This is a genomic window from Streptomyces sp. 2114.4 (assembly GCF_900187385.1).
Classification (GTDB): domain Bacteria; phylum Actinomycetota; class Actinomycetes; order Streptomycetales; family Streptomycetaceae; genus Streptomyces; species Streptomyces mooreae.
Map to the genome: position 1 here is coordinate 6,518,596 of NZ_FYEY01000001.1, position 26,686 is coordinate 6,545,281.

The window sequence follows — 26,686 nt, forward strand, 5'->3', positions numbered from 1 at the left end:
CCCTCGACCGCGCCGCCACCGAGGAAGGACGAGGGGCCGGTACGCACCGCACCGCGGCGTACGTACCGGCCCCTCGGGAATCAGGGGAACCCCTACGGGTGAAGCCTCAGCCCAGCAGCTCGTACGCGGGCAGCGTCAGGAACTCCGTGTAGTTCTCGTCCAGGGCGACCCGGAGCAGCAGGTCGTGAGCCTGCTGCCACCTGCCGGCGGTGAAGGCGTCCTCGCCGACCTCGGCGCGGATGGCGGCCAGTTGCTCCGCGGCGACCGTGCGCACGAGCTCCGCGGTGGCCTTCTCGCCGTTCTCGAAGACGACCCCCGCGTTGACCCACTGCCAGATCTGGGAGCGGGAGATCTCGGCGGTGGCGGCATCCTCCATGAGGCCGAAGATGGCGACGGCGCCCAGGCCGCGCAGCCAGGCCTCGATGTAACGGGTGCCGACCTGGACCGCGTCGATCAGGCCCTGGTAAGTGGGCTTGGCGTCCAGGGAGTCGATCGCGATCAGATCGGCGGCCTTGACGTCGACGTCCTCGCGCAGGCGGTCCTTCTGGTGCGGCTTGTCGCCGAGGACCGCGTCGAAGGAGGCGCGGGCGACCGGGACCAGGTCGGGGTGAGCGACCCAGGAGCCGTCGAAGCCGTCGCCGGCCTCGCGGTCCTTGTCGTTCTTGACCTTGGCGAGGGCCTTCTCGTTGGCCTCGGGGTCGCGGCGGTTGGGGATGAAGGCCGCCATACCGCCGATCGCGTGCGCCCCGCGCTTGTGGCAGGTGCGGACGAGGAGTTCGGTGTAGGCGCGCATGAACGGGGCGGTCATCGTGACCGCGTTGCGGTCCGGGAGGACGAACTTGGCGCCGCCGTCACGGAAGTTCTTGACGATGGAGAAGAGGTAGTCCCAGCGGCCGGCGTTCAGCCCCGAGGCGTGGTCGCGCAGCTCGTAAAGGATCTCCTCCATCTCGTACGCGGCCGTGATGGTCTCGATCAGGACGGTGGCGCGCACGGTGCCCTGGGGGATGCCGAGATAGTCCTGCGCGAAGACGAAGATCTCGTTCCAGAGGCGGGCCTCCAGGTGCGACTCGGTCTTCGGCAGGTAGAAGTACGGGCCCTTGCCCAGGTCCAGCAGGCGCTGGGCGTTGTGGAAGAAGTAGAGGCCGAAGTCGACCAGCGCACCGGGCACCGGCCGGCCCTCGAACTGGAGGTGGCGCTCGTCCAGGTGCCACCCGCGCGGGCGCATCACGACGGTGGCCAGCTCCCCGGCGGGCTTCAGGGCGTACGACTTCCCGGAGGCGGGGTCGGTGAAGTCGATCCGGCGCTCGTAGGCGTCGATCAGGTTGAGCTGGCCGGAGACGACGTTCTCCCAGGTCGGGGCGGAGGCGTCCTCGAAGTCGGCGAGCCAGACCCTGGCGCCCGAGTTGAGCGCGTTGATCGTCATCTTGCGGTCGGTGGGGCCGGTGATCTCCACCCGGCGGTCGTTGAGCGCGGCGGGCGCCCCGGCCACCTTCCAGCTGTCGTCCGCGCGGATCTCCGCGGTCTCAGGGAGGAAGTCCAGGGTGCTGGTCCGGGCGATCTCCGCGCGGCGCCCGGCGCGGCGGGCGAGCAGTTCGTCGCGGCGCGGGGTGAACCGGCGGTGCAGCTCGGCGACGAGGGTGAGCGCGGCGTCGGTAAGGACCTCGCCCTGCCGTTCGGGGGCGTGAGCGGGGTCGACGTCGACGATGGCCAGCGGGGACGGCGCTGGTGCGGACATGCGTGTCACTCCATTCAGCGGCGGTGCCTGGCGGCCTCCGGAAACGCCGGGCGGCACCGGGTGCCGCGGGCTCCGGAATACGGTCGCGGGCGCCGTCAGGGTTCAGGGCGCTTCTGACCAGTGGAGACTAGTTTCCTTATCGCGGAACTTCAATGGTTTGTTGATGTCGAGATTCTCCGAGTCGACACAAGCGGTGATCGAATGGCTCTCGGTGCCACGCCGATCACTCTCCATTACCGCCTCCCGTGCGCCTACTCCCTTGCGCCGCACGGGAGTTGCCGAGAGGTGTGCGGGGCCACCGCGGGCCGGTCACTGCAGGCGGTGCAGATCCTCCGGCGTGTCGATGTCGTACGGCTCGGCGATGTCGGAGCACTCGACGAGGGTGAGTGCGTCCGCATGCTCCTGGAGGTAGGCGCGCGCACCGCGGTCGCCCGTCGCGGTGGCGGCGATGTCCGGCCAGCGGTCGGCGCCGAAGAGGACCGGATGCCCCCGGCGGCCGTCGTACGCCGCGGAGGCGAGTGAGGTGCCGCCCGTGTACGCCGCCACCACACGCGCCACCGCGGCGGCTCCGATGCCCGGCTGGTCCACCAGCGACACCACCACCGCATCCGCCCCCGAACCGGCCAGCGCGGCGAGGCCCACGCGCAGCGAAGAGCCCATACCCTGGGCCCAGTCCGGGTTTTCCGAGACGCCGTACGCCGAGAGGTCGGCCCGTTCCCGCACGGAACCGGCGGCCGCTCCCAGCACGATGTGCACGGGGTCGCAGCCGCCGTCCCGCAGTGCCCGTGCGGCGTGTTCGACCAACGGCCGTCCCCGGCGGTCGAGCAGCGCCTTGGGCTGTCCCCCCAGGCGTCGCCCGCCGCCCGCCGCGAGCAGCAGGCCGGCCACCCTCCCCCCGGGCCGCCCGGCGTGCCGTGGCCCCTCATCGGCGCCCGGCCGGGCGGGTGGTGACTGTTCTTGCGGTTCTCCCGGCGGTCCGGGCGTCCTCGGCGTCATGGGGACTGCTTACCTCATGGAGGGCGCTTGCCTCATGGGGGCTGCTTCCTTCGTGACGCCCGGTCTCCCGGTCCGGTGAGGCCGGTTCGCCCGGGGGTGTCGATCAGGCCGCGTCACCGGCGGCTCGGGGGCGGGGGATGTCCGGCCGCAGCCGGTCGCGCAGGTGGGGTGTGCGTTCCTCCGCGCGCCGGCGCTCGGCGACATAACGGTGTATGTGCTCCAGGGTGATCTCCGAGGCATCGGAGAGGCCGTACGCACGGCAGATGAGTTGCACGACGCTGGCGCCGCGGTGGTGGTTCGAGCCGGTGTCGGGGCCGGAGTTGGACTCCATGGCATTCTCCGATCCAGTGATATGCCGGATATTTCCTTGAAGGGGAGAATGCTCCATCTCGCTGCGGCATACGCTTCGGACCGTGCGTGCCCACACCAAAGGGTGGTGAGGGGAACACATGTGCTGGCGTATCGTCAGGTCGTTCCGGGGTAGGGCGGGGCGCGGCCGTTCCGGGCTGTTCCCGGCCGCTTCCGCTCGGTGATCCGGTTTTTTCGCTCTCCGTGTGGCGCCATCAGCGCAGAGTGGCGTTAACTGTCCGGCATGGCGGAACGGGCAACGGCCTTGGAGGACGCCGTCGTTGTGGAGCAGCTGCAGAGGGACGGACGGGTGGCCGGGGTCGAGGACGACCCACGGGTCCAGGAACTGCGCGGGGCGGTGGCCCGGCTGCGTCGGCAACTGGCATTACTACCGGGCGAGTTAGCGGATCGGGTGGCAGCCGATGACGAGCTGGCCGCGCTCGACGCGATGGTGAGCCACGGGCTGCCGGAGGTGCCCCGGCTGCGCCGTTCGCTCCTGCTGATCGCCGGGGCGGTCGGCTCGGTGAGTGCACTGTCGCCCGCGCTCACGGAGGTGCGTGCGGGCATCGACCGCTTCGGCGAGCTGCCGCGCAGCCGGTGACCGCGTACCCGCACGGGTACGCGGGGTCCGCCGCGCCTACGCCGGCGTCTGGTTCGCCAGCGCCACCGACAGCTGCGCCGCGACGTCCTGCAGCACCGGGACGATCTTGTCCGTCGCGGCCTCGGTCACCCGTCCGGTCGGTCCGGAGATGGAGATCGCCGCCGAGGTGGGGGAGTTGGGCACCGGCACCGCGAGGCAGCGGACGCCGATCTCCTGCTCGTTGTCGTCGACCGCATAGCCCAGGCGGCGGACATCGGCGAGGGCTTCCAGGAAGCGGTCCGGGTCCGTGATGGTCTTCTCGGTCGCGGCCGGCATGCCCGTACGGCCGAGCAGGGCGCGGACCTCCTCCGGGGAGTGGTGGGCCAGCAGGGCCTTGCCGACGCCGGTGGAGTGCGGCAGCACCCGCCGGCCGACCTCGGTGAACATCCGCACCGCGTGCCGCGAGGGCACCTGGGCGACATAGACGATCTCGTCTCCGTCGAGCAGCGCCATGTTGGCGGTCTCGCCGGTCTCCTCGACCAGACGGGCCAGGAACGGCCGGGCCCAGGTGCCCAGCAGCCGGGAGGAGCTTTCACCGAGCCGGATCAGGCGCGGGCCGAGTGCGTAGCGGCGGTTGGGCTGCTGCCGGACGTAGCCACAGGCGACGAGCGTGCGCATCAGGCGGTGGATGGTGGGCAGCGGCAGTCCGCTGCTGGTGGAGAGCTCGCTCAGGCCCACCTCGCCACCGGCGTCGGCCATCCGCTCCAGCAGGTCGAAGGCGCGCTCGAGGGACTGGACGCCGCCGCTGGCGCCTGCGGGCTTGGCTTCGGCGGCGGAGGTGCTGGCGCTGGACGACGGCACGTCGCGTTCCTTTCGGGGCGGGTCGGATCGGTCTCGGCCGGTGCCGGCGGGCGCCGGGCCCGACCGGAGAAGCCTACCGGTCCCGTTACGCGGGCACACGGTCTCTCGCACACTCGTTCCCGCCGGTCAGGCCCTCTTTGTCTCACGGTGCGAGCCGACCGGCAAGCTCCTGGCCGCGAACCCTTGACGGTGCCAGGGGCCGTAGCTACGTTCTGCTGCGCGAAACCTACTGTCCATTCTGTGGAATCCTCCAAATCGTTGGAGAGTCATGCGCCTTCTCGTCATGAACCCGAACACCACGGCTTCCATGACCGCCGCCATCCGCGTCACCGCCACCGCGGCCGCCGCCCCGGGCACCGAGATCATCGCGACCCAGCCCCGGTGGGGGCCGGAGTCGATCGAGGGCCACTTCGAGGGCTATCTCAGCGCCGCGGCCGTGCTGGACCGGCTCGCCACCTTCGATACGCCCTTCGACGCGCTGGTCATGGCCGGATTCGGCGAGCCGGGCCGGGAGGGCGCCCAGGAGCTGCTGGACGTCCCCGTCCTGGACATCACCGAGAGCGCCGCCCAGATGGCGATGATGCTCGGCCACGCCTACGGCATCGTCACCACCCTCGACCGTGCCGTACCGCAGATCCGGGACCGGCTGCTGACCGCCGGGCTGCTGCAGCGCTGCGCCGCGGTGCGCGGCACCGGGCTCGGCGTCCTGGAGCTGGAGGAGGACCCGGAGCGGACCGTCGAAGTGATCACCGAGGCCGCCCGTGAGGTGGTCCGGGCCGGCGCCGAGGTGGTCTGCCTGGGCTGTGGGGGCATGGCCGGACTCCAGGAGAGGGTCGCGGCGGCGCTCGGGATTCCCGTGGTCGACGGGGTTGCCGCCGCGGTGAAGTTCGCGGAGGCTGTCGTCGGTCTCGGGCTGACCACCAGCGCGGGACGCAGCTTCGCGCCGCCCCGCCCCAAGGTCATCGGCTCCTGGCCGCTGAGCACACATCTGCGCCGGTCCCCGGGGCGCGCTCAGGACTCACCCCGTCCCGCCGCATTTTCGGCACAGACATCAGGCATCTGACAACTGGTCATTCCGCTGTAAGCTCCACCCCCACCCGCCCGGGAGGACACGTGACCACACCCCCGAAGCCCCCGCAGCCGGACCCACGCCTCTTCAACGGGGACCTCGCACCGGCCCCCGAGCGCACCTGGGGCACGTACAGCATCTTCGCGCTGTGGATGTCCGACACCCACGCGATCAGCAACTACGCCTTCGCCGCCAGCCTGTTCGTGCTCGGCCTGCCCGCCTGGGAGGTGTTCGTGGCGCTGCTGGCCGGCATCACGATCGTCCACTGGCTGATGAACCGGATGGGGCACGCCGGGCACCGGACCGGCGTCCCCTACCCGGTGCTCGCCCGCGCCAGCTGGGGCGTCTACGGCGCCAACATCCCCGCCCTGCTGCGTGCGGTCATGGCCGTGGCCTGGTACGGCATCCAGACCTGGCTGGCCTCCACCGCCGTGGTCCTGCTGACGCTGCAGCTCGCGCCGGGCCTGGCGGCCTACCACCACAACTCGGTGCTGGGACTGTCCACGCTGGGCTGGGTCGCGTTCCTGGTGATGTGGGGGCTGCAGGCCGTCCTGCTGACCCGGGGGATGGAGTTCATCCGCAAGGTCCAGGACTTCGCGACCGGGCCGGTGGTCTGGCTGGTCGTCCTCGCGCTCGCGGTGTATCTGGTCGTCAAGGCCGGTGGTGACATCTCGCTGACCCGCAGTCTCACCGGCCTCAGCGGCCCCGCGCAGGCCGAGCAGAGCCTGATCGCGGTCAGCCTGACCGTCGCCACCTTCCTGACCCTGGTCCTCAACTACGCCGACTTCGCCCGCTTCACCCCCGACCACCGCTCCTACCGGCGCGGGAATCTGATCGGGCTGCCGGTGAACTTCACCGCCTTCGCCGTGGTCGCGGTCCTCGTCACCGCGGGCACGATCTCGGTCTTCGGCGAGGCGATCTACGACCCGGTGAAGGTGATCCAGAAGATCGACAATCCGGTGGTCACGGTCATCGGCGCGCTGGCCTTCATCGTCGCCACCATCGGCATCAATGTCGTCGCCAACTTCGTCTCGCCCGCCTACGACTTCGCCAACCTCGCGCCGAAGTACCTGAACTTCAAGCGCGGCGGCATGATCACCGCGGTGCTGGCGATCGTCGTCATGCCCTGGAAGCTCTATTCGTCCGCGCTGGTGATCCAGTACTTCCTGGGGGCGCTCGGCGCCTTCCTCGGCCCCCTGGTGGCGATCCTGCTCGTCGACTACCACCTGGTGCGCCGCGGCCGGATCGACGTCGATGCGCTGTTCTCGGCCGACGCCCGGGGCGCCTACTTCTACCGCAGGGGCTACAACCCGAAGGCCGTGGCCGCCTTTCTGCCGGCCGCCGCGGTCTGTGCCGCGCTCGCCCTCGTCCCGGCTTTCGCCGTGGTCGCGCCGTTCTCCTGGATCTTCGGGATGGGGCTCGCCGGGGCGCTCTACGCCCTGCTCTCCCGCCGTGAGCGCGCCGCGGCCGCCGCCGGCCCGGTACCGGAGGAGATCATCCCGTCGCAGGTCGGGGCCGTTGCGGCGGAGGAGCCCGCGGCGTCGGAGGGGGCCGGGCCGCTCGCTCCGCCGGTGCCGGTCAAGGGGTCTTGACGGGCCGCGGTCCGGAGTGAAGACTCATTCAACAGATTGTTGAATTCGTGGTCTTCCCGCAGGCCGTTCTTGCAGGCCGTTCCTGCGGGCGTCCGTGCCCCGGATGTCACGGCCCCTCGCGGCGGCCGTGCGCCCCGTACGCCCGCACGCAACGATGAAGACAGAAACGAGGAGGGGACCGGGTGTCCGAAACAGAGCTGGTGCTGCGCTCCACGCGCGTCGTCACCCCGCAGGGGACGCGCGCCGCGTCCGTCACCGTCGCGGCCGGCACGATCACCGCGGTGCTGCCGCACGACGCCGAGGCTCCGGCCGGGGCGTTGGTCCGGGACTTCGGTGACGATGTCCTGCTGCCCGGCCTCGTCGACACCCACGTCCACGTCAACGACCCCGGCCGCACCGAGTGGGAGGGCTTCTGGACCGCCACCCGCGCGGCCGCGGCCGGCGGCATCACCACCCTCCTGGACATGCCGCTCAACAGCCTCCCGCCCACCACCACGGCCGCTCACCTCGACACCAAGCGCGCGGTCGCCCGTCCCAAGGCCCATGTCGACGTCGGCTTCTGGGGCGGTGCCATCCCCGGCAACGTCAAGGAGCTGCGGCCGCTGCACGACGCCGGTGTCTTCGGCTTCAAATGCTTTCTCTCGCCCTCCGGCGTGGACGAGTTCCCCGAGCTCGACCAGGAGCAACTGGCCACCGCCCTCGGTGAGATCGCAGGATTCGGCGGCCTGCTGATCGTGCACGCCGAGGACCCGGGCCATCTGGGCGACGCCCCCCAGCCGCACGGCCCGAAGTACGCCGACTTCCTCGCCTCCCGCCCCCGCGCCTGCGAGAACGACGCCATCGCCGGGCTGATCGCGCTCGCCCGGCGGCTCGACGCGCGGGTACACGTCCTGCATCTGTCCTCCAGCGACGCACTGCCGCTGATCGCCGCCGCCAAGCGCGAGGGCGTCAAGATCACCGTCGAGTCCTGCCCGCACTTCCTCACCCTCACCGCCGAGGAAATCCCGGACGGCGCAACGGAGTTCAAGTGCTGCCCGCCGATCCGCGAGGCCGCCAACCGGGACGCGCTGTGGGAGGGACTGGCCGACGGCACCCTCGACTGCATCGTCTCCGACCACTCGCCCTCCACCGCCGACCTCAAGACCGCCGACTTCGGCGCGGCCTGGGGCGGCATCTCCTCCCTCCAGCTCGGCCTGCCCGCCATCTGGACCGAGGCCCGCGAGCGTGGTCACACCCTCGATGACGTGGTGCGCTGGATGGCCACCGCGCCCGCGGCGCTGGCCGGACTCGGCCACAAGGGCGCCATCGAGCCAGGCCGGGACGCGGACTTCGCGGTCCTCGCCCCCGAGGAGAGCTTCACCGTCGACCCGCAGGCCCTCCAGCACCGCAACAAGATCACCGCCTACGCCGGCAAGACCCTGCACGGAGTCGTACGTTCCACCTGGCTGCGCGGCCGGGAGATCCACGACGGCACCACCCTCGCCGCACCCACCGGCCGGCTGCTCGAACGGCCGCACCGCGCCTGACCGCGGCCGGCCCGCCCCGCACCACCGGCGGGGCACGCCCGTCCGCAGGCGGGACGTCGACGACAGGCCCTACGCCCTGATCACTCGGCGACGCAGTTCCAGAACATGAGTTCATACGCCTGGAGGAGGCGGCCGTAGCGGTGTGCCGTGGCCGGCCGCGCCTGGCCGGTGTCGAGGCCGTGCTGCACCGCCTGGCGCGCCTTCTCGTCGACGGCCGGTGCCGGCCCGGCGAATAAGCCGAAGAATCGACAAGCCTCCTCAGGGAAGGAGTAGTGGTCCCGCATCGCGGCCTCGACGACCGCGCAATAGCCGCCCCACGCCGCGAAGTTGGCGGTCAGCGCGATCGCCACGTCGGACGGCTCGCCGCTGAGGGCGAGCCGCGCCGCGTAGGAGGGGTAGGCCTGGCACCCGGGGCGCGGCTGGTACTCCGCGATCTGCCGCTCGCTCAGCTCACAGGCGTCCGCCAGCCCGGCCAGCTGCTTCATGGCCAGCGCCTCGCCCTGGGCGAGCAGGTCGAAGAAGTCGGCCACGGGCGGATCGCCGTCCGCCCGCCGCGCCAGATGCTGGAAGCTGAGCCGGTCGGCGCTGATCACATGATGCTGTTCGAGGGCGAAGGTGGCGAACACGGAGCGCGGCGCCGCCCCCGCCTCGATCCGCGAGACCAGCCGGTTGGCATCGGTGTCCGGGGCGAGGGAACGGACCGCGTCATCGAGCACGGCGGCCGCGGTCGGGCGGGGGGCATCGGGCGCGGGTCGGGCCATGGGTCGGTCTCCTCCGGGGCGAGGGCGGCGGCCAGAGCCTCAGAGTAGGACGCACGGCGTGGACCGAGGGCCCCATGACGCGGCCCGTCAGGAAAAGGTGACCCCCGTCAGCCCCTCGGTTCCCCTCAGTGCAGTATCACCTCATCGACCTCGGGCGCCGGCGTCCCGTCCCGCCAGACCAGGCGCACGCCCCCGATCGCGCCGTCGCCGGCCGGCAGCCGCGTCAAGGCCCCGGACAGCGTGCCGAGCGTGCGCCAGGCACCGCCCGTACGGACCCGGACCTCCGCCGCTCCGGTGGGTGCGCCCTGCGGCCGGAGGACGGTGACGGACCGTGCCCTGCGGGGCGTATCGGGGGTGAACTCCAGCGCCTCGCCCTGCTGCGCCGACCGCGCCGCGCGATAGGCGGTCGCCGGGTCACCGTCCCCCGCCGACCGCAGCGCGCTGCCCGCCGCCGCGGGCGGGCCACCGGCCACCGTCGCCGCACCGTCCCCGGCCACCGTGAACTCCCGCACCACCAGCCAGTTGTCCTGCGCCGCAGTGGCCCGTGCGCGGACGTACCGGGCCCTGGTCCCGGCCGGTGGTTCGGCGCCGACCTCGGCCTTCCCGTCGAACGAGGCCAGCGGGTGCCAGTTCCTGTGGTCCGACGAGTACTCCAGGACACCGTGCCGCAGATAGTCGTCCGGGCTGCCGCTCTTGCCCATCGCCAGCCGTACGGTCCCCAGCGGACGCTCCGCATGCAGATCCAGCTCCACGAAGGAGCCAGCCCGGGGCGCCGCGCCGCTCCAGAAGTAGGTGGCATCGTCACCATCGGTCATCCGGGAAGCCGCGTGGTCCTGGTAGACGGCCAGATTCGTCGACCCCTTCGGACGGCCGACGACGCCCAGCGCCGCGTCGTGCTCGGCCACCGCCGCCTCGACGAAGGTGTCCAGCACCCCGTCCGCCACCAGCACCGGAACCCTCTTCCCCGACATGTCCACATAGACGAACGCGGTGGCGGTCCTCACCAGCTCCGGTATGCCCTGCCGCAGTTGCCAGGCCTTGGCATCGTCCCCCGCCCTGGTGGCCTCGATCAGCTGAAGGGCGCCGCGCGCCGCGACGGCCCAGGCCCGGGTGGCATCCAGCCAGGGCCCGCTGTCCTTGACGAATCCCCGGTCGGCGAGCCGGTCCCGCAGCACCCCCGGCGCGTCCCGCAGGTTCCGCAACACCCCGTCCAGCCTCCGCGCATCGCCGTCCTTGCCGAACTGCGCGATGGCGGCGGCCAGTTCGGGCGCCTGCCGTGGATTGAGCGACGAGGCGTAGTGGGCATCGGCGAAGGCACGCAGCGCCCGTGCCGTCCGGGCGTCGCCGCCGGCCAGCTCCGCGATCGCCGCGCTCCAGGAGGCACGGGCGTCATACGCCGTGTCGTTCCACGTGTAGTCGGCCACCGTGTACAGCGCGAGCTTGGACGCGGCAGGCTGGATCATCGGGTTCGCGGTGATCCCCGCCAGCTGCCCCGGCAGCCCCTTCTCGCGGCCGTTGAACGGCCCGAGCAGCAACCGGTTGGTCACATAGTCATTGACCGGGTAGTTGTCCCACGTCAGGACCCGGTGCCCGAACACCTCCCGGGCCTGCCGCGCCTGGGCGACGGTCATCGTCGGCGCGATCACCCCCACGCCCGTCCACTCGACCAGCACGTCCTTGTCCAGCCTGGCGGCCAGCGCCTTCTTGTACGGCGACGGCTTCACGTCGTAGTACTCGGTCGGCACCATCTGCAGCGGCCCGGCACCGGAGTGCCGGGCGATGAACTCCTGCTGGACGCGATTGAGAAGATGCGCCTGCGCCGCCCCCGCCGCCCCGCCGCCGGTCCCGAACGCGTCCTTGTCCGCCACGCAGTTCCAGTCCGTGTAACTGATGTCGTCCAGCGGCACCGCGAAGGACCGCACCCCGATGTCCCACAGCGTCTGGAACTTGGTGGTCAGCGCCTTGCGATCCGCGTCGGAGCTGTAGCAGACCGACAGCCCCGGGGAGAGCGCATAGGTGAACTCCACATGCCGCTCGTGCGCCCGGTCCACCAGCTCCTTGAGCTGCGCGAGCCGGTCCGCGGGATAGGGGTCACGCCACTTCGCCCGCAGGTAGGGGTCGTCCTTGGGCGAGTACACATAGATGTTCATCTTGTGCTCGCCGTAGAAGTCGAGCTGGTCGAGCCGGGCCTCATGCGACCAAGGGGTTCCGTAGAAGCCCTCGATGACACCTCGCAGCGGGGTGGCCGGCCAGTCGCGTACGGCGGTGCCCCGCACCCGCGCGCCCGGCCGCTCCCGGTGGGGCAGCAGCTGCCGCAGCGACTGCGCGGCGTAATACGTACCGGTGGCGTCCTTGCCGGACAACGCGATCCGGCCCCCGCCGACGGCCAGCGCATAGCCCTCGGCGGGCAGCCCGTCCGGCCCCCGGGCCCCCAGCGCCCGCAACGCGCGCGATGCCCCCGCCCCGCCCACGTACACCGCCAACTGCCCGTCGCCCGGGTCCCTTTCGGCCCGTACGACCCGGTCCGCACCGGCGTCCTTGAGCGATTTCTCGACGACGGCCAGTGCAGGGGCATCGGTGTCCGGCCCGGCGACGACAGTCACGGAGCGGGTGATGGTGACCTGGTCGGACCGGCTCCGGACGGACCGGGGCGTGGGGGAGAGGGCACGGGAACCGGCAACTCCGGGACTGTCCCGGGGGCCGTCCTGCCCCGCCTTCCCGCCGCCGCCCGGCGGCCCGGCCATGCCCGTCAGCGGAAGCACGGCCAGGGCCACGGCCAACGCGGTGGCCGCCGCGGTGCGCGTTCGGTGCATCCTTCGGTCCTCCTCGGTGCGACGAGGTGCGGGGACGATTCGTCCGAGCCTTCGCGCCAGCAGGCTTCACCTGCACACCGCACCGAAGCAATGGACTTTCGAACCGAGGAGATGGACGTTGCCGCACCGAAGGGTCCTCCACCCCGCACCGAGACGTCCCACATGCCCCCACCGCCTCCACTCACCGCACCCACAGCCCCGCGCAGCGGGCGAAAAACCCCCACGACGGGACAGCCGAAGACGGGGCGGAGGTAAAACACAGCGGACCGCTCAGCGCGACTTGGCGACGATCACCAAGAAGCTCATGAACGCCAACAGCACATGCGTCGCCACGACGTAGAGGAACACCCGCACATACACCCCGCGCGGAGGTTTGCCCTCCTTGTACGTCCGGGCGGCGGGCGCCGTCCCGGGCAGCGGCTCCGAAGGCGGCGGCGCGGGTACGGCAGGAACGGTCTGATCGGGCACGACGGATGGTCCTTCCTTCAAGAACGGCGCCCGGGGCTCACAGCCCGCGGCGCCTCGCGTCGTCGCCGAGGCACCACTCGGCGGCCCCGCTCTGCAACAGCGTGTGGACGAACAACAGCTCGGTCCCGCCCCGGGAGGCGGCGGAAATCCGGTGGGGCGTGAGCGAGTCGAAGTGCGCGGAGTCCCCCGGGTCCAGCACATGCGCCGCCGCGCCGAGCGTCAGCCGCAGCCGCCCCTCCAGGACGTACAGCCACTCCTCGCCCGGATGCACCCGCACCAGATCGCCCTGTGTCCGCTGCGGCACATGGACCCGCAGCGCCTGCATCGCGCGCCCGGCTCCGCCCACGGTCCAATACGTCCAGCCGCCGACCTCGGACGGCTCCGTGCGGTCCGCGCGCAGCACCGGGTCCCGCTCCGGCGCGGTCTCGCCGAGCAGGTCGGATACCGTGGTGCCGTAGGTACGGGCCAGCGCCAGCAGCACCGGCAGCGACGGCTGCCGCTGACGCGTCTCCAGCCGCGACAGGTGCGCGGGCGAGAGTCCCACCAGCCGGGCCGCGGTCTCCAGCGTGAGACCACTGCGTCTGCGCAGGTCACGAAGGCGCGGCGCGACGGTGGACAAGTCCCCCGGCGGAGTGCCGACGGGCTCGTCGGGAAGCTCGGTCATACCCCTTGGTATAGCGATCCTTCGCCTGCTGGGCAAAAGATTTGCCTGACAGGCAAAAGTCCCCGCCTGCCTTCGGCCTCCCGGCCGCCACCCGTCCCCAACTCCCGGCCTCCCGTGAGGCCATGGGCCGACACCCGCCACCCTGGGCCGGAATCACGGCTTCCGGGCCACTGCCTTTGCGTGATGACGCCTTCACCGCAGGTGAAGGAACGGTCCGAATAGCGGGCGTTCACCTCATACGTGCACGTGCGTCTTCACACTCGTCTGGCTTCCGCACGTCTCAACCAATGAACAGGCACGACCATGAGCCGGACCATCACCCCGCCGCCCCAGGGCTCCCCGCAGCCCGTGCAGAACGGCGAAGCCGTGCTGTCGCACGGTCTCAAGCAGCGCCATCTGTCGATGATCGCGCTCGGCGGGGTCATCGGCGCGGGTCTCTTCGTCGGCTCCGGGGTCGGCATCGCCGCGGCCGGACCGGCCATCGTTCTCCTCTTCGCGGGGACCGGCGCGCTGGTCATGCTGATCATGCGGATGCTCGGCGAGATGTCCGCGGCCCGGCCTTCCACCGGCTCGTTCTCGGTGCATGCCGAGGCGGAACTCGGCTCCTGGGCAGGCGCCACCTCGGGCTGGATGTACTGGCTGATGCTCTGTGCCGGCGTGGCCGCCGAGGCCACCGCGGCGGGCACGATCATGCACACCTGGGTGTCGTTCATCCCCGCCTACGGCTGGGTGGCGATCTTCATGGTGTTCTTCTGCGCCAGCAACCTCACCGCGGTCAAGAACTTCGGCGAGTTCGAGTTCTGGTTCTCCGCCGTCAAGGTCACCGCGATCGTCGCCTTTCTGGTGCTGGGCGTGCTCGGCATTCTCGGGGTGTTCGGCAGTGCGCCCGGCACCAGCCATCTCACCGGCCACGGCGGCTTCTTCCCGACCGGCGCCGCCGGGCTCGCAGCCGGTCTGCTGACCACCATCTCCGGGTTCGCCGGTCTGGAGACCGTCACCATCGCGGCGGCGGAGTCCGACAACCCGAGCCGGAACGTGGCCCGTGCCGTCCGCACCGCCGTCTGGCGTATCGCCGTGTTCTACATCGGCTCGATGGCCGTGGTGGTCACCCTGGTGCCGTGGAACAACCCGAAGGTCGCCACGGACGGCCCGTACGTCACCGTGCTCGACCAGCTCGGTATCCCGGCAGCCGGCACGATCATGCAGATCGTCGTGCTGGTGGCGCTGCTCTCCGCGATGAACGCCAACATCTACGGCTCGTCGCGCATGGCGTACTCCCTCGTCCACCGGGGCCAGGGGCCGCGTTTCCTGGCCAAGGTCACCCGGGGCGTGCCGGCCGCGGCGGTGCTGGCGTCCTGTGTGTTCGGCTTCGCGGCCGTGATCGCCGGGATCGTCTGGCCGACCACGGTGTTCGCCTGGCTGCTGAACATCGCCGGCTGCTCGGTGCTGGTCGTCTGGTCCATCGTCGGCCTCACCCAGCTGAGGATGCGCCGCCGCCTGGAGCGCGAGGCACCCGAGCTGCTCTCCGTGCGGATGTGGGCCTTCCCCTACCTGACCTGGCTGGCGCTGGCCGCCATCCTGGGCGTCTTCGCCGTCATGGCCGGCAGCGCGGACGGGCGGCAGCAGCTCGCCGGCACGGCCGTCGTGGCCGCCGCGCTGGCGGGGGCGGGCCACCTCAAGCAGCGCCGCGACCGGCAGGCCGCCCTCAGCTCCTGAGCCGGGTGCCCCTCGGTCCCCGAGGGGCACCTCGGTGAGGGGCGAGCGTCGGGCGTATCCGATGCGGACGTCCGCGCTCGCGGGCGCTGATGAGAGTGGCTCAACGCGTCACCGCCGGAGTAGATCGCGCTGGATCTGGTGGGCGACGGCGCGGCGTACGGATGCTGATGTGGCGGTGGCCTTCGAGGGAAGGTCGAGACCGCGGCTGATCTCGTCGTATGCGGCTTGGAAACCGCCGGGCAGCTCTGCCCGGTGCAGCCTCAGGTCGTCCTCGACGAGACGCCTCAGCTCGTCGATGTTCTGGGGCGTGAAGCGCTTCTTGCCCCGGGCGAGTGCGTTGACACAGCGGGTACAGCGGGCGGTTTAAGGAGGACCTGCGGATTCCGTCTACCTCGGCGACCTCGGTGGCCTGTCCGCGTACTGCCGGCTGGTCATTCTGGATCTTCGCGGCACCGGCCGGTCCGCGATTCCGCAAGACACCTCCTCATACCGCTGCGATCGCCTGGTCGACGATGTCGAGGCATTGCGCCGGCACCTCGGCCTCCCCCGGACGGACCTGCTCGGCCACTCCGCCGGCACGAACATCGCGACGCAATACGCGGCCCGGCACCCGGAGAAAGTCGGCAACCTCGCCCTCATCGGCCCCAGCACCCGAGCTGTCGACGTGGCGATCACGGGACAGACGCGGCGCGAGCTCGCGCAGCTCCGGAAAAACGAGCCGTGGTTCCCGGCGGCATTCGCCGCCCTGCAGGAGATCACCGAGGGCACGGGCAGCGACTGGGAAGCCGTCGCCCCCTTCTTCTGGGGCCGGTGGGACGCCACGGCACAAAAGCACCACGCAGCCAGCCGGCCGAGCAACCAAGAAGCCGTCGCTTTCTTCGCGGCCGAGGGTGCCTTCGACTCGAAGGGCACTCGTGCGGCGCTCGCCGCCTGCGAGGCCCCCGTTCTGCTGCTCACCGGAGAGTTCGATCTGAACAGCCCTCCTGTGTCCGCGGCCGAGTTCGCGGAAGTGTTCCCGGACGCCACGCTTGTGGTGCAGCCGGGAGCGGGGCACTATCCGTGGCTCGACGATGCCGGCTGGTTCGTGGCGGCCACGGCGGCATTCCTCCGCGGGTGACCTGGCTCATGTCCCCGGAGTCCGAAGGGGGCGCGAAGGGCTGCAGGGGTGGGAAGGACCCGGCACTCGACATGTCCCTGCGTCAGAGGCGGGACAGGGGCACAGTATGGGGAGAATTGAGGCAGTTGGTGGGCGTGGTGTTGTGAACTCCCGGAAAACTTCCGCCCGTTGGGATTGACAGGATCATGTCTACGCGCGTCATTCTGGATGGCATGAGAATCCCCCCACGGATCACCAAGTTCGGCGCCGCCGGCGCCCTCGCTTCGGCCCTTCTCATCGGCCAGGCCGCGGTCGCCGCCACGCCCGCCGTCGCCACGACCCACCCGGCCACCTCGTACGCCGCCACGGCGCACGTCACGTCCGTGCACGTCAAGGACGTCGGCAAGACCTGCTACTCCAAGCTGCCCGCACAGGCCCACGACACCCTCGATCTGATCGCCAAGGGCGGGCCCTACCCGTATCCCAAGGACGGGACGGTCTTCGACAACCGGGAGGGCATCCTGCCGTCCCAGAGCTCGGACTACTACCACGAGTTCACCGTCGTCACGCCCGGCTCTCCCGACCGCGGTGCGCGACGCATCGTGACCGGCGAGAAGAAGGACGAGGACTACTACACCGCCGACCACTACAAGACATTCGATCTCGTCGACCGCGGCTGCTGACGGCGACCGCGGCTGCTGACGGCCCGCCCGTACGAGGGGCGGCGGAGCAGCAACCCGCAGTGGAACAGCCGAACGGCGAAGCAGCAGTTCAGACGAACAGCGATACAGCGATACAGCGACAGAGTGACACAGCGAAACGGCTGAAAAGCTGAGCAATGGGGCGGCGGGCCCGGCCAGGGTCCGCCGCCTTCCACGTGACGGCGGCCGGGGTGTGCAGGCACCCCGGCCGCCGTTGTGCTGTCCGCGGGTGCCGTGCGGCCGTCTTGTGCGCCCCACGCCCGGCGCCCACGTCGTGCGCCCCCTTCTCACCTCCCTCTTCTCCCCATTCTTGGCAGAAGGGGCGCACGGGGCGCACCCCCGAGAGAGGATTGTCAGTGGTTCCCGGTAGCGTTTCGGCAGAAACGAGGAGCGGGCGGGCATCAGCGGAAAAAGACCATGTGGGGTCGGCTGCTGGGGCGCGCCCCGGAAAGTGCCGTATCCACCGTGTAGGCATGGTGAAACCGGCATCAGGCGTCGGAGACAAGGAAGGACGGCGAACTGCCGTGTATCGCTGGGAGATCACCCGGGCCGCTCTGGCGCAGCGGGTTTTCGCCATCGTCCGGAGCAGAACGTATGACGAGGCGAGCGCCACGGCGGACACCCTGCTGTCGGCGGGCATCACAAGCCTGGAGATATCCCTCACCACCCCCTTCGCCCTGGAGGCGGTCACGACGCTCACCCGCGAGCTGGGCGACGACGCCGTCATCGGCGCGGGCACGGTCCTTGACGCGGTATCGGCCCGGATGGCGGTCGACGCGGGCGCCCGCTATCTCGTCTCGCCGAGCCTCGACGCCGAGGTCATCCGTACCGGCCACCGTTACGGCATCCCGGTCTTCCCCGGGGTGTCGACGCCGACCGAGATGGTCCGCGCGCTCGAACTCGGCGCGGACGCGGTCAAGCTGTTCCCCGCCGCGGGGCACGACCCGGCCTGGCTGGCGGAGGTTCGTGCCTCACTGCCTCAGGTGCCGCTGCTGCCGACGGGTGGGGTGACGGTCGACAGCGCGCCGGAGTGGATCGCGGCGGGGGCGGTCGCCGTCGGCATGGGAACGGCGCTCTCCGAGGGGGACCGCGAGACCGTCGCCAAGCGCGCCGCCGACCTCCTCAACCGCCTGGACGAAGCCGCCCCCGACCGCTCGGCCGGCAGAGGTACGGCGGACCTCTACGAGGACTGACAGGCCCTCGGCTCGCCATCCCGCCGGCCTCTTCGGTCCACGCATCGGCCGCTCCGGTCACCGCATCGGCCGTCCCGCCGTCCGGCCCGTCCGGTCATCCCGCCGGCCGGTCAAGGGGTTCACCTGCACCACGGGCTCTGCCACCCTGAGCGCTTCGATCATGCGATCACGCCGCCGCGTCCAGGAGTCACAGGAGCCCTTATGAAGCGCGCCGCCACCCTCTCCGCCCTGGCTTGTCTGCTCGCCGTCACCGCCGCCGCACCGGCGGTTCCGGACGCCCCGACCGGAGGAGGGGGTGCCCCACTCGCCGCCGGCAAGAAGGCCTCGGCCCTCGACGTCATCCCCCGGCGCGGTGTGCTGCGGGTCTGCACCACCGGCGACTACCGTCCCTTCAGCCACCTCGACCCCAAGACCGGCACCTACAGCGGTGTGGACATCACCATGGCCGGTGACCTCGCCAAGAGCCTTGACGCCACACCCCGCTATGTGGCCACGACCTGGGCCAAGCTCGTCGGTGACCTGTCGGCCGGCCGCTGTGACATCGCCATGGGCGGCGTCTCGATCACCCTCCCGCGCGCTCGCTCCGTCTACTTCAGCGAACCCACCCGCACCGACGGCAAGACGCCCCTCGCGCGTTGCGCGGACAAGGACAAGTACCAGACCCTGCAACAGATCGACCGGCCCGGAACCAAGGTCATCGTCAATCCCGGTGGCACCAACGAGGAATTCGCCCGCGCCCATCTCCGGCGTGCCACCCTCACGGTCCACCCGGACAACACCACGATCTTCGACGAGATCATTGCGGGCCGCGCGGATGTGATGATGACCGACGCGAGTGAGACCCGCTACCAGGCCAAGATCCACCCCGAACTCTGCTCACTCCACCCGGACAAGCCCTTCTCCTTCTCCGAAAAGGCCTACGCCCTGCCCCGCGGCGACAACGAGTTCAAGGCGTATGTGGACCAGTGGGTACACCTGGCCACCCATGACGGGACCTACCGCAAGTACGAGGATGCCTGGATGAAGTGATGCCGCGTGAAGTGATGCCGCGTGAAGTGAAACCGCGTGAAGTGATGCCGCCGGTGATGCCGTGCGAAGAGATGCGGTGTGCAGTGAAGATGTGGCGCGCACCCATGGATACGGTGCCGTGGTGGAGAGCTGGCTCTCATATCGGCCAGGTCTTCTTCGGAGGCTCGGCGAGAGGCGGTTGGCGAGATGGCCGGCGCAGTACAGGAGAGCGCGGCGCTCGATCTTGTGGCGGCGCAGCAGGGGCTGGACGCACAGCCGTTCAGCAGGCTGGTGCCGTACAGGCCGGACGCCGGCAGGCGGTGTGTCGCTGCGATCTGACGGGGGCCGACGACGCGGGGGAGGAGAGCGTGTGCGCGGTGGCACAGGGGACGGTGCTGCCGCTCAAGGCTCCGACGGGCGGCAGGGAGTGAGAGGCGGTCCGGCCGGCGACGGCGCCGGTGGTAGTCGGACGTAGGTCAGGGCAAGCAGGAACGGACGCCACAGGTCAAGGCCTGCGGGACCGCAGGGCGGCGAGGCCGAAGGCCACTCCTCCGGCGATGAACCAGGGGTTCCAGAGGGCCAGCGTCCAGGTCCGCTGTTCCGCGCTCACGGAGGCGTCCAGGTACGTGGCGCCGGCCAGCAGCAGCACCTCGATACCGATGCCACGGGCCAGCAGGAGGGCACTGATGCCCCATCCCAGCCACCGTGCCGGCGGAGCGGGAACGCCCCTGGGCCCGGACCGGGCAAGCTGCCGTGCCAGCAGGGCGCCGAGGAGGCAGAGCACACCCACACCCCACAAACCGGCTACGACGAACCACAGCGGGCGCTCGGCGGCCAGCGGACCGGCGGAAACGTTCAGCCCCACCTCACCGCCAACGGCCCAGTAGAAGTGCAACCCGGCGAACGCGACCGCCCACCCGCATGCGATACGCCCCCACAGCGTGGACGGCTCTGCGTCCGTTCCCTCCGGTTCGCGTTTCACCGTCGGCCCTCAAAGGTGTCGCACCTGTCGGCGCGCGGACCGTCCGCTTCCTGCGGCACCACGATGAACGCGGTGCCCTTGGCCAGGTCGATGCTGGAGCGGGGCGGGGCACCGTCGCTCTCGTCGTCCCGCCGCAGCAGCTCCACCCGCCGCTGCTCCAGCTCCACCGTCTTGTTTCCGTTCACGACCGCGGTGAATTCATCAAAGGCCGTACTCGACAGCGACCGTTCCGTGCGCCTGCGGAGCCACGGGAGCAAGCCCAGCCCCGTGAACCCTCGCCACGCGCTCTCCACCAGGGCGAAAAGGATCAGGAGGCACACGAACGCCGGGAACGACATGAGCCACATCGTCACAGCCGGCCCCCCGGCGTCCTCAGGCCGGCAAGGGGCTCCGCCCGGAGCGGCACAGGTTGCTCGGCCCCCTCGACCGCCGCCACCACTGCCACCGTCGCCACCGCCGTCGTCGTCGGATTCGTCTCGCTGATCGCCATGGGGCCACTGTTCTGGTTCGGCAGCGCGCAGGGATCGGACCGGCGCATGATCCGCTTCCCCCGTGCGGCGGAGGTACCGCCCTGGAGAGCCACCGCACGGCGGAGTGCCACGGCCCCGCCGGCCAGGCCTTAAGACTTGGGAACCTAGGACTCGTCGACCTCGTTCTTGGCCTCGTTCGTCGCCTCGTTCACGGCCTCGCGAGGCGGCGCCCGGTGTGAAAGGACATTGACGACCCGGTCGTTCGGATCCTTGACGAAGAACCGGCGGACGCCCCACTCCTCGTCCCGGAGCGGCCGGACGATCTCTGCGCCGGCGGCCAGCAGGGCGGCGTGGACCGTGTCCACGTCGTCGACCTCGATGCTCATGTCGGGGGTGACCGGGGCGGTCTTGTCGTGGGTCATGAAGGTGAGCTGCGCGGTGGGGTTGGCGGGGGACGCCAGGGTCATGACCCAGCCCAGGTTCATGACCTCCTCGAACCCCAGCAGGCCGTAGAACGTGCGGTTCTCCTCCAGGGCGTCGGACTGGAGGTCGGGGACGACGCGACGTACGGACATGGCCGGCTGGCTCCTCGGGGAGGGGGCGGGGCGTTCCGAAGGGTACGGCGCGCGCAGGTCTACGGCCCCTTGTCCGGACAATGTGACCTCCGGACTTCCCGTCATCTGTCCGGGCGGATACGCTCGCCAGCGTGGGGAAACGCGAAACAGAAGCCCGGGGCGCCGAAAGCCCCCTCCAGTTCAGCGTGGACCGGAACAGTCCGGTCCCGTTGTATTTCCAGCTGTCCCAGCAGCTGGAGGCCGCGATCGAGCACGGCAAGCTGGCTCCCGGCAGCCTGCTCGGGAATGAGATCGAGCTGGCCGGCCGGCTCGGTCTGTCCCGGCCGACGGTGCGGCAGGCGATCCAGTCGCTGGTCGACAAGGGGCTCCTGGTACGCCGCAGGGGGATCGGCACGCAGGTTGTCCACAGTCAGGTCAAGCGCCCGCTGGAGCTGAGCAGCCTCTACGACGACCTGGAGGCGGCCGGGCAGAAGCCGGCCACCCGTGTGCTGCTCAACACCACCACCGAGGCCGACGCCGAGGTCGCCGCCGCGCTGGGGATCGCGGAGGGGGCCGAGGTCGCGCTCGTCGAGCGGCTGCGGCTGACGCACGGCGAGCCCGTCGCGCATCTGCGCAACCACCTTCCCGCGGGGCTGCTCAAGCTGGAGACGGCCGAGCTGGAGGAGACCGGTCTGTACCGCCTGATGCGGTCGGCCGGCATCACCCTGCACAGCGCCCGTCAGGCGGTCGGCGCGCGCGCCGCGACCGTCGAGGAGGGCGAACGGCTCGACGAGCCCGAGGGCGCCCCGCTGCTCACGATGCAGCGCACCACGTTCGACGACACCGGGCGCGCGGTCGAATTCGGCTCGCATGTCTATCGCGCCTCCCGGTACGCCTTCGAGTTCCAGTTGCTCGTGCGCCCCTGAGAATGCCCCTGAGGCAGCCCTGAGAGCGCCCCTGAGAGCACGGCCTCTGAGCGCCGCCCCTGAGTGCCCCTGAGCGCCCCTGAGGGCCAAGAGGGGCGCGCCTGGAAGCGGCCCCGGACCCCCGGCCCGCTGCGACGCCCCCGAGGCATGCGACGCCCCCGAGGCATGCGACGCCCCCGAGGCATGCGACGCCCCCGAGGCATGCGACGCCCCCGAGGTATGCGACGCCCGGAGGCATGCGGCGCCCCGAGGTCTCCGGCCAGTGAACCAATTCCAGCCGCAATGTCCCCCTATGGGATATGTCTGCGGAACCCCCTCGTCAGAATGTTCTGACAAACCATTGACGCGGCTCTGTGCGCGCCGTTACAAACTCCTCCAGCCGCAGTCCGGCGGCCGGGAGAAAAGGCGGTCCCACGATGATGGGCGTGCGTACGGCTGGTCCCCTCACTGTCCGCGGCGTCGCGGTGCGCGGCGCCGCCGCCTTACTGACGACCCTCGCCCTCGCCACCGGGTGCAGCGCCTCCGGCGGGCAGGGTGCCGGGAGCACGGCGTCCGGGTCCGGCAAGGGCGCCACCACCCCGCGGATGACGATCGGGATGGTCACCCACTCCGGCGACGGCGACACCTTCTGGGACATCGTGCAGAACGGTGCCGAGCAGGCCGCCGCCAAGGACAATGTGAAGTTCCTGTATGCCCACGACAAGGAGGGCGCCCAGCAGGCCGCGCTGATCCAGTCGTACATCGACCAGAAGGTCGACGGACTGATCGTCACCCTCGCCAAGCCGCAGGCCGTCAAGGCGGCGGTCCGCAAGGCGGAGGCGCAGGGCATACCCGTCATCACCATCAACTCCGGCGGCGAGCTCTCCCGGGCGTACGGGGCCCTGACGCACATCGGGCAGGACGAGTCCGTGGCGGGGCGCGCGGTCGGCGAGGAGCTGAACCACCGGCACCGGAAGAAGGCCCTCTGCGTCGTCCACGAGCAGGGCAATGTGTCGCTGGAGGACCGCTGTGCCGGCGTCCGCAAGGCGTTCCACGGGACGGTCGACAATCTCGATGTCGACGGCACCAACGCGCCCGCCTCGCAGTCCTCCGTCGAGGCCAAGCTCCAGTCCGACAAGGACATCGACGCGATCGTCACGCTCGGTGCGCCGATGGCGGCGATCTCCGTCAAGGCCAAGGAGGAGGCGGGCAGCTCCGCGCAGCTGGCGACCTTCGACCTGAACTCCGCCGTCGTCAAGCTGCTCAAGGCGAAGGACGTCACCTTCGCCGTCGACCAGCAGCCTTACCTCCAGGGCTACGAGGCGGTGGATCTGCTCTGGCTCCACAAGGCCAATGCCGATGTGCTCGGCGGGGGCAGGCCGGTACTCACCGGGCCCGCCCTGGTCACGGAGAAGGACGTACCAAAGCTGACCGCCTACACCGGGCGAGGCACCCGGTGAAGCCCCAGGGAAGACGGGACCCGATGAACCCGGACAGATCACCGGTAACGGATACTTGGCCGGCCGGTCCCGGCCGACCGGTGCCGGAGGCGGTGCGGAACACCGCACACGCACGGACCAGCCGGTCCGGACAGCGCAGTCAACCAACGCAGCCAAGCAGTCAACCAACGCAGCCGATACGGCAGCACCAGCGGGAAGGGCGAGTCCTCGTGGCACGGGTTCGAAGAAGGGGACGCGTCGTCGGCGCCGTGCTGGCGGCGGCGCTCGGCGTCGCGCTGGCGGGATGCAGCAGCACCGGCGGCCTGCGCGCCGAACAGGAGCGCGCCGCCAAGTCCGCGGGCGGCAAGGCCGCGGTGAACACCCCCCGGTGGACGTTCGCGATGGTCACCCACTCGGGAGACGGCGACACCTTCTGGGACATCGTCCAGAACGGCGCCCAGCAGGCCGCCGTCAAGGACAACATCAAGTTCGTCTACGGGCACGACAAGGAGGCCCAGCGGCAGAGCGAGCTGGTGCAGTCCTACATCGATCAGAAGGTCGACGGGCTGATCGTGTCGCTGGCCAAGCCCAATGCGATGAAGGACGTGATCGCCAAGGCCGAAAAGGCCGGCATCCCGGTGATCACGGTGAACTCCGGCGCCGAGGCGTCAAAGGCCTTCGGTGCGCTCAGCCACATCGGGCAGGACGAGACGGTGGCCGGTGAGGCGGTCGGCGAGGAGCTGAACAAGCGCGGCCGGAAGAAGGCCCTGTGCGTCCTGCACGAACAGGGCAACGTCGGCCACGAGCAGCGCTGCGACGGCGCCGAGAAGACCTTCAAGGGCGATCTGCAGAAGCTGTACGTCGAGGGCACCAACATGCCCGATGTGCAGTCCTCCATCGAGTCCAAGCTCCAGGCGGACAGCTCCATCGACGCCGTGGTCACGCTCGGCGCCCCGTTCGCCCCCACCGCCGTCAAGGCCAAGGAGCAGGCCGGCAGCAAGGCCGAGATCGACACCTTCGACCTCAACGCCCAGGTCGCGACCGGCCTCAAGGACGGCTCCCTCGGCTTCGCCGTCGACCAGCAGCCCTACCTCCAGGGCTACGAGGCCGTCGACCTGCTGTGGCTCTACAAGTACAACTCCGATGTCCTCGGCGGCGGCAAGCCGGTGCTCACCGGACCCCAGGTGATCACCAAGAAGGACGCCGCCGCACTGCAGGAGTACACGAAGCGGGGGACGCGATGAGCCACACCGACGCACCGCCGCTGCAGCCCGCGGAGCCGCCCGCCAAGAGCGGCGGCGACGAACGGCTGCTGCACCGCTCCCTGGCCCGTCGGCTGATGGGCCGCCCCGAACTGGGCTCTGTCGTCGGCGCCGCCGCGGTCTTCGTGTTCTTCTCGATCGTCGCCGAACCGTTCCTGCGGGCCTCCAGCCTCTCCACGGTGCTCTATGCGTCCTCGACGATCGGCATCATGGCCGTGCCGGTGGCGCTGCTGATGATCGGCGGGGAATTCGACCTCTCGGCCGGCGTCATGGTCGTCAGCTCGGCACTGATCTCCTCGATGTTCAGCTACCAGATGACGGCCGACACCTGGGTGGGCGTCGGGGTGTCACTGCTGGTCACCCTGGCCATCGGGGCCTTCAACGGCCTGCTGCTGACCCGCACCAAACTGCCCAGCTTCATCATCACGCTGGGCACCTTCTTCATGCTGACCGGCCTCAACCTCGGCTTCACCAAGCTGATCGACGGCACCGTCTCGACCAAGTCCATCGCCGACATGGAGGGCTTCGAGTCGGCCCGCAAGGTCTTCGCCTCGCACCTGACGCTCGGCAATGTCGACATCCAGATCACCATCCTGTGGTGGATCGTGCTGGTCGCCCTCGCCACCTGGATCCTGCTGCGCACCCGCGTCGGCAACTGGATCTTCGCGGTCGGCGGCAACGCCGACGCGGCACGGGCGGTGGGCGTCCCGGTCACCAAAACCAAGATCGGCCTCTACATGGGCGTCGCCTTCGCCGCCTGGGTCTCCGGCCAGCACCTGCTGTTCTCGTACGACGCGATCCAGTCCGGTGACGGGGTGGGCAACGAATTCCTCTACATCATCGCCGCGGCGGTCGGCGGCTGTCTGATGACCGGCGGCTTCGGCTCGGCGATCGGTGCGGCCGTCGGCGCCTTCATCTTCGGCATGGCCAGCAAGGGCATCGTCTACGCGCAGTGGAATCCGGACTGGTACAAGTTCTTCCTCGGCGCGATGCTGCTGCTCGCCACACTCCTGAACGCATGGGTCCGCAAGCGGGCGGAGGAAAAGGCATGACCGCGCTGGTCGAGCTGAGCGACGTCAGCAAGTACTACGGCAATGTCCGGGCGCTGGAAGGCGTGTCCCTGGAGGTGCACGCGGGCGAGATCTCCTGTGTGCTCGGGGACAACGGCGCCGGCAAATCCACCCTCATCAAGATCATCGCGGGGCTGCACCGGCATGACGCCGGATCCTTCACCATCGACGGGGAGGAGAGTGCCCTCGCTTCCCCGCGCGAGGCCCTGGACCGCGGGATCGCCACCGTCTACCAGGACCTGGCCGTCGTTCCCCTCATGCCGGTGTGGCGGAATTTCTTCCTCGGCTCCGAGCCCACCACCGGCGTGGGTCCCTTCAAGCGGCTCGACGTCAAGACGATGCGCGAGACCACCCGCAGCGAGCTGCTGCGGATGGGCATCGACCTGCGCGACGTCGACCAGCCCATCGGCACCCTCTCGGGCGGCGAACGCCAGTGCGTGGCCATCGCCCGCGCCGTCTATTTCGGCGCCAAGGTCCTGGTCCTGGACGAGCCGACGGCGGCGCTCGGCGTCAAGCAGTCCGGCGTCGTCCTCAAGTACGTCGCGGCCGCCCGGGACGCCGGGCTCGGCGTGGTGTTGATCACCCACAATCCGCACCATGCGTATCTCGTCGGTGACCGCTTCGTCCTGCTCAAGCGCGGCGCCATGGCCGGCAGCCACGCCAAAACGGAGATCACCCTGGAGGAGCTGACCCGCCAAATGGCAGGCGGCAGCGAACTGGAACAGCTCAGTCATGAGCTGGCCCGGACCGCGACCCCGGAGTTTCCCGGCGGTCATCGCCCCGAGTGATCGCCACCGCGCCCCGCACGGCCCCCGAGCTGTGCGGGGCGCGTCACTCCCCGTCGCGGTGCGCCGGACGCCGCCGGTGATGCACAATC

General features: G+C 70.4%; 26 protein-coding genes and 1 pseudogene. 15 read left to right on the top strand and 12 right to left on the bottom strand.

Features of this window, described 5'->3' with window-relative positions:
• Positions 1–106 precede the first annotated feature (106 nt).
• From aceB to CFW40_RS28630, 3 genes are all read right to left on the bottom strand, one after another.
• Positions 107–1,735 (bottom strand): malate synthase A, encoded by a 1,629-nt coding sequence (aceB, locus tag CFW40_RS28620; RefSeq protein ID WP_088800715.1) that lies wholly within the window; start codon positions 1,733–1,735, stop codon positions 107–109.
• 309 nt (positions 1,736–2,044) lie between these two features.
• Positions 2,045–2,623 carry an NTP transferase domain-containing protein gene (locus tag CFW40_RS28625; RefSeq protein WP_088800716.1) on the bottom strand — a complete coding sequence of 193 codons (579 nt, stop codon included), beginning with the start codon at positions 2,621–2,623 and terminating at the stop codon, positions 2,045–2,047.
• 211 nt (positions 2,624–2,834) lie between these two features.
• A complete protein-coding gene (locus tag CFW40_RS28630) occupies positions 2,835–3,062 on the bottom strand; it encodes a hypothetical protein (protein ID WP_088800717.1) in 228 nt (75 codons plus the stop codon).
• A gap of 261 nt (positions 3,063–3,323) precedes the next feature.
• Here CFW40_RS28630 and CFW40_RS28635 point away from each other — a divergent pair, with 261 nt between their 5' ends.
• Positions 3,324–3,680, top strand: a complete 357-nt coding sequence (locus CFW40_RS28635) for a DUF5955 family protein (RefSeq protein ID WP_371127066.1) — start codon at positions 3,324–3,326, stop codon at positions 3,678–3,680.
• A gap of 36 nt (positions 3,681–3,716) precedes the next feature.
• Here the strand turns inward: CFW40_RS28635 and CFW40_RS28640 are convergent, their stop codons facing one another.
• On the bottom strand, positions 3,717–4,520 hold the full coding sequence (locus CFW40_RS28640; RefSeq protein ID WP_088800718.1) for an IclR family transcriptional regulator: 804 nt from the start codon (positions 4,518–4,520) through the stop codon (positions 3,717–3,719).
• Between the two features lie 268 nt (positions 4,521–4,788).
• Between CFW40_RS28640 and CFW40_RS28645 the strand changes: the two genes are divergently transcribed.
• The 3 genes from CFW40_RS28645 (at position 4,789) to allB (ending at position 8,707) form a co-directional block, all read left to right on the top strand.
• The gene (locus CFW40_RS28645; RefSeq protein WP_088800719.1) at positions 4,789–5,583 is read left to right on the top strand and encodes an aspartate/glutamate racemase family protein; all 795 of its coding nucleotides are present in this window, start codon (positions 4,789–4,791) and stop codon (positions 5,581–5,583) included.
• 50 nt (positions 5,584–5,633) lie between these two features.
• Positions 5,634–7,181 carry an NCS1 family nucleobase:cation symporter-1 gene (locus CFW40_RS28650; protein ID WP_088800720.1) on the top strand — a complete coding sequence of 516 codons (1,548 nt, stop codon included), beginning with the start codon at positions 5,634–5,636 and terminating at the stop codon, positions 7,179–7,181.
• 182 nt (positions 7,182–7,363) lie between these two features.
• Positions 7,364–8,707, top strand: coding sequence for an allantoinase AllB (allB, locus tag CFW40_RS28655; RefSeq protein ID WP_088800721.1), 1,344 nt, complete (start codon positions 7,364–7,366; stop codon positions 8,705–8,707).
• Positions 8,708–8,787: 80 nt separating this feature from the next.
• Here the strand turns inward: allB and CFW40_RS28660 are convergent, their stop codons facing one another.
• From CFW40_RS28660 to CFW40_RS28675, 4 genes are all read right to left on the bottom strand, one after another.
• Positions 8,788–9,468: a transcriptional regulator gene (locus CFW40_RS28660; protein ID WP_088800722.1), complete on the bottom strand. Its 681-nt coding sequence runs from the start codon at positions 9,466–9,468 to the stop codon at positions 8,788–8,790.
• A 125-nt stretch (positions 9,469–9,593) separates the two neighbouring features.
• Entirely contained in the window at positions 9,594–12,281 is a 2,688-nt protein-coding gene (locus CFW40_RS28665; RefSeq protein ID WP_088800723.1) for a beta-N-acetylglucosaminidase domain-containing protein, read from the bottom strand.
• A 270-nt stretch (positions 12,282–12,551) separates the two neighbouring features.
• Positions 12,552–12,749: a DUF6126 family protein gene (locus CFW40_RS28670; RefSeq protein WP_088800724.1), complete on the bottom strand. Its 198-nt coding sequence runs from the start codon at positions 12,747–12,749 to the stop codon at positions 12,552–12,554.
• Between the two features lie 37 nt (positions 12,750–12,786).
• Entirely contained in the window at positions 12,787–13,413 is a 627-nt protein-coding gene (locus CFW40_RS28675) for a helix-turn-helix domain-containing protein (RefSeq protein ID WP_088800725.1), read from the bottom strand.
• 303 nt (positions 13,414–13,716) lie between these two features.
• Between CFW40_RS28675 and CFW40_RS28680 the strand changes: the two genes are divergently transcribed.
• From CFW40_RS28680 to CFW40_RS38315, 6 genes and pseudogenes are all read left to right on the top strand, one after another.
• Positions 13,717–15,129, top strand: coding sequence for an amino acid permease (locus CFW40_RS28680; RefSeq protein ID WP_088800726.1), 1,413 nt, complete (start codon positions 13,717–13,719; stop codon positions 15,127–15,129).
• A gap of 367 nt (positions 15,130–15,496) precedes the next feature.
• Positions 15,497–16,246: pseudogene (locus tag CFW40_RS28690) on the top strand (alpha/beta fold hydrolase); the annotation flags it as partial.
• Positions 16,247–16,458: 212 nt separating this feature from the next.
• The gene (locus tag CFW40_RS28695; RefSeq protein ID WP_088800728.1) at positions 16,459–16,908 is read left to right on the top strand and encodes a ribonuclease domain-containing protein; all 450 of its coding nucleotides are present in this window, start codon (positions 16,459–16,461) and stop codon (positions 16,906–16,908) included.
• Between the two features lie 542 nt (positions 16,909–17,450).
• Positions 17,451–18,119 carry a bifunctional 4-hydroxy-2-oxoglutarate aldolase/2-dehydro-3-deoxy-phosphogluconate aldolase gene (locus CFW40_RS28700; protein ID WP_088800729.1) on the top strand — a complete coding sequence of 223 codons (669 nt, stop codon included), beginning with the start codon at positions 17,451–17,453 and terminating at the stop codon, positions 18,117–18,119.
• Between the two features lie 201 nt (positions 18,120–18,320).
• Complete coding sequence (locus CFW40_RS28705; RefSeq protein WP_088800730.1) at positions 18,321–19,148, top strand: transporter substrate-binding domain-containing protein; 828 nt, start codon at positions 18,321–18,323, stop codon at positions 19,146–19,148.
• Positions 19,149–19,334: 186 nt separating this feature from the next.
• Positions 19,335–19,466: a hypothetical protein gene (locus tag CFW40_RS38315; protein ID WP_256331237.1), complete on the top strand. Its 132-nt coding sequence runs from the start codon at positions 19,335–19,337 to the stop codon at positions 19,464–19,466.
• A 166-nt stretch (positions 19,467–19,632) separates the two neighbouring features.
• Here CFW40_RS38315 and CFW40_RS28715 read toward each other — a convergent pair whose 3' ends face one another.
• From CFW40_RS28715 to CFW40_RS28730, 4 genes are all read right to left on the bottom strand, one after another.
• Positions 19,633–20,109, bottom strand: a complete 477-nt coding sequence (locus tag CFW40_RS28715) for a DUF3995 domain-containing protein (protein WP_088800731.1) — start codon at positions 20,107–20,109, stop codon at positions 19,633–19,635.
• On the bottom strand, positions 20,106–20,447 hold the full coding sequence (locus CFW40_RS28720) for a DUF6191 domain-containing protein (RefSeq protein WP_143034531.1): 342 nt from the start codon (positions 20,445–20,447) through the stop codon (positions 20,106–20,108). Before CFW40_RS28720 ends, CFW40_RS28715 begins: the two co-directional genes overlap by 4 nt.
• Before the next feature lie 11 nt (positions 20,448–20,458).
• Positions 20,459–20,599, bottom strand: a complete 141-nt coding sequence (locus tag CFW40_RS37280) for a hypothetical protein (RefSeq protein WP_176956361.1) — start codon at positions 20,597–20,599, stop codon at positions 20,459–20,461.
• A 144-nt stretch (positions 20,600–20,743) separates the two neighbouring features.
• Entirely contained in the window at positions 20,744–21,154 is a 411-nt protein-coding gene (locus CFW40_RS28730; RefSeq protein WP_088800734.1) for a VOC family protein, read from the bottom strand.
• Positions 21,155–21,285: 131 nt separating this feature from the next.
• Here CFW40_RS28730 and CFW40_RS28735 point away from each other — a divergent pair, with 131 nt between their 5' ends.
• The 5 genes from CFW40_RS28735 to CFW40_RS28755 all read left to right on the top strand — a co-directional run bounded on the left by CFW40_RS28735 (position 21,286) and on the right by CFW40_RS28755 (position 26,597).
• Entirely contained in the window at positions 21,286–22,059 is a 774-nt protein-coding gene (locus CFW40_RS28735; protein WP_088800735.1) for a GntR family transcriptional regulator, read from the top strand.
• A gap of 416 nt (positions 22,060–22,475) precedes the next feature.
• Positions 22,476–23,498 carry a sugar ABC transporter substrate-binding protein gene (locus tag CFW40_RS28740; RefSeq protein ID WP_088800736.1) on the top strand — a complete coding sequence of 341 codons (1,023 nt, stop codon included), beginning with the start codon at positions 22,476–22,478 and terminating at the stop codon, positions 23,496–23,498.
• A 248-nt stretch (positions 23,499–23,746) separates the two neighbouring features.
• The gene (locus tag CFW40_RS28745; protein WP_088800737.1) at positions 23,747–24,721 is read left to right on the top strand and encodes a sugar ABC transporter substrate-binding protein; all 975 of its coding nucleotides are present in this window, start codon (positions 23,747–23,749) and stop codon (positions 24,719–24,721) included.
• The gene (locus CFW40_RS28750) at positions 24,718–25,791 is read left to right on the top strand and encodes an ABC transporter permease (protein ID WP_088800738.1); all 1,074 of its coding nucleotides are present in this window, start codon (positions 24,718–24,720) and stop codon (positions 25,789–25,791) included. Before CFW40_RS28745 ends, CFW40_RS28750 begins: the two co-directional genes overlap by 4 nt.
• Positions 25,788–26,597, top strand: a complete 810-nt coding sequence (locus CFW40_RS28755; protein ID WP_088800739.1) for an ATP-binding cassette domain-containing protein — start codon at positions 25,788–25,790, stop codon at positions 26,595–26,597. Before CFW40_RS28750 ends, CFW40_RS28755 begins: the two co-directional genes overlap by 4 nt.
• The last annotated feature ends 89 nt before the right edge of the window (positions 26,598–26,686 follow it).

What these genes read in the sequence shown, in the direction of transcription:
- aceB (WP_088800715.1), bottom strand. Translation starts at nt 1,735, where the DNA reads ATGTCCGCACCAGCGCCGTCCCCGCTGGCCATCGTCGACGTCGACCCC.
- CFW40_RS28645 (WP_088800719.1), top strand. Translation starts at nt 4,789, where the DNA reads ATGCGCCTTCTCGTCATGAACCCGAACACCACGGCTTCCATGACCGCC.
- CFW40_RS28750 (WP_088800738.1), top strand. Translation starts at nt 24,718, where the DNA reads ATGAGCCACACCGACGCACCGCCGCTGCAGCCCGCGGAGCCGCCCGCC.
- CFW40_RS28730 (WP_088800734.1), bottom strand. Translation starts at nt 21,154, where the DNA reads ATGTCCGTACGTCGCGTCGTCCCCGACCTCCAGTCCGACGCCCTGGAG.
- CFW40_RS28630 (WP_088800717.1), bottom strand. Translation starts at nt 3,062, where the DNA reads ATGGAGTCCAACTCCGGCCCCGACACCGGCTCGAACCACCACCGCGGC.
- CFW40_RS28740 (WP_088800736.1), top strand. Translation starts at nt 22,476, where the DNA reads ATGATGGGCGTGCGTACGGCTGGTCCCCTCACTGTCCGCGGCGTCGCG.
- CFW40_RS28755 (WP_088800739.1), top strand. Translation starts at nt 25,788, where the DNA reads ATGACCGCGCTGGTCGAGCTGAGCGACGTCAGCAAGTACTACGGCAAT.
- CFW40_RS28705 (WP_088800730.1), top strand. Translation starts at nt 18,321, where the DNA reads ATGAAGCGCGCCGCCACCCTCTCCGCCCTGGCTTGTCTGCTCGCCGTC.
- CFW40_RS28695 (WP_088800728.1), top strand. Translation starts at nt 16,459, where the DNA reads ATGAGAATCCCCCCACGGATCACCAAGTTCGGCGCCGCCGGCGCCCTC.
- CFW40_RS28635 (WP_371127066.1), top strand. Translation starts at nt 3,324, where the DNA reads ATGGCGGAACGGGCAACGGCCTTGGAGGACGCCGTCGTTGTGGAGCAG.
- CFW40_RS28660 (WP_088800722.1), bottom strand. Translation starts at nt 9,468, where the DNA reads ATGGCCCGACCCGCGCCCGATGCCCCCCGCCCGACCGCGGCCGCCGTG.
- CFW40_RS28680 (WP_088800726.1), top strand. Translation starts at nt 13,717, where the DNA reads ATGAGCCGGACCATCACCCCGCCGCCCCAGGGCTCCCCGCAGCCCGTG.
- CFW40_RS28675 (WP_088800725.1), bottom strand. Translation starts at nt 13,413, where the DNA reads ATGACCGAGCTTCCCGACGAGCCCGTCGGCACTCCGCCGGGGGACTTG.
- CFW40_RS38315 (WP_256331237.1), top strand. Translation starts at nt 19,335, where the DNA reads ATGGCCGGCGCAGTACAGGAGAGCGCGGCGCTCGATCTTGTGGCGGCG.
- CFW40_RS28665 (WP_088800723.1), bottom strand. Translation starts at nt 12,281, where the DNA reads ATGCACCGAACGCGCACCGCGGCGGCCACCGCGTTGGCCGTGGCCCTG.
- CFW40_RS28720 (WP_143034531.1), bottom strand. Translation starts at nt 20,447, where the DNA reads ATGTCGTTCCCGGCGTTCGTGTGCCTCCTGATCCTTTTCGCCCTGGTG.
- CFW40_RS37280 (WP_176956361.1), bottom strand. Translation starts at nt 20,599, where the DNA reads ATGGCGATCAGCGAGACGAATCCGACGACGACGGCGGTGGCGACGGTG.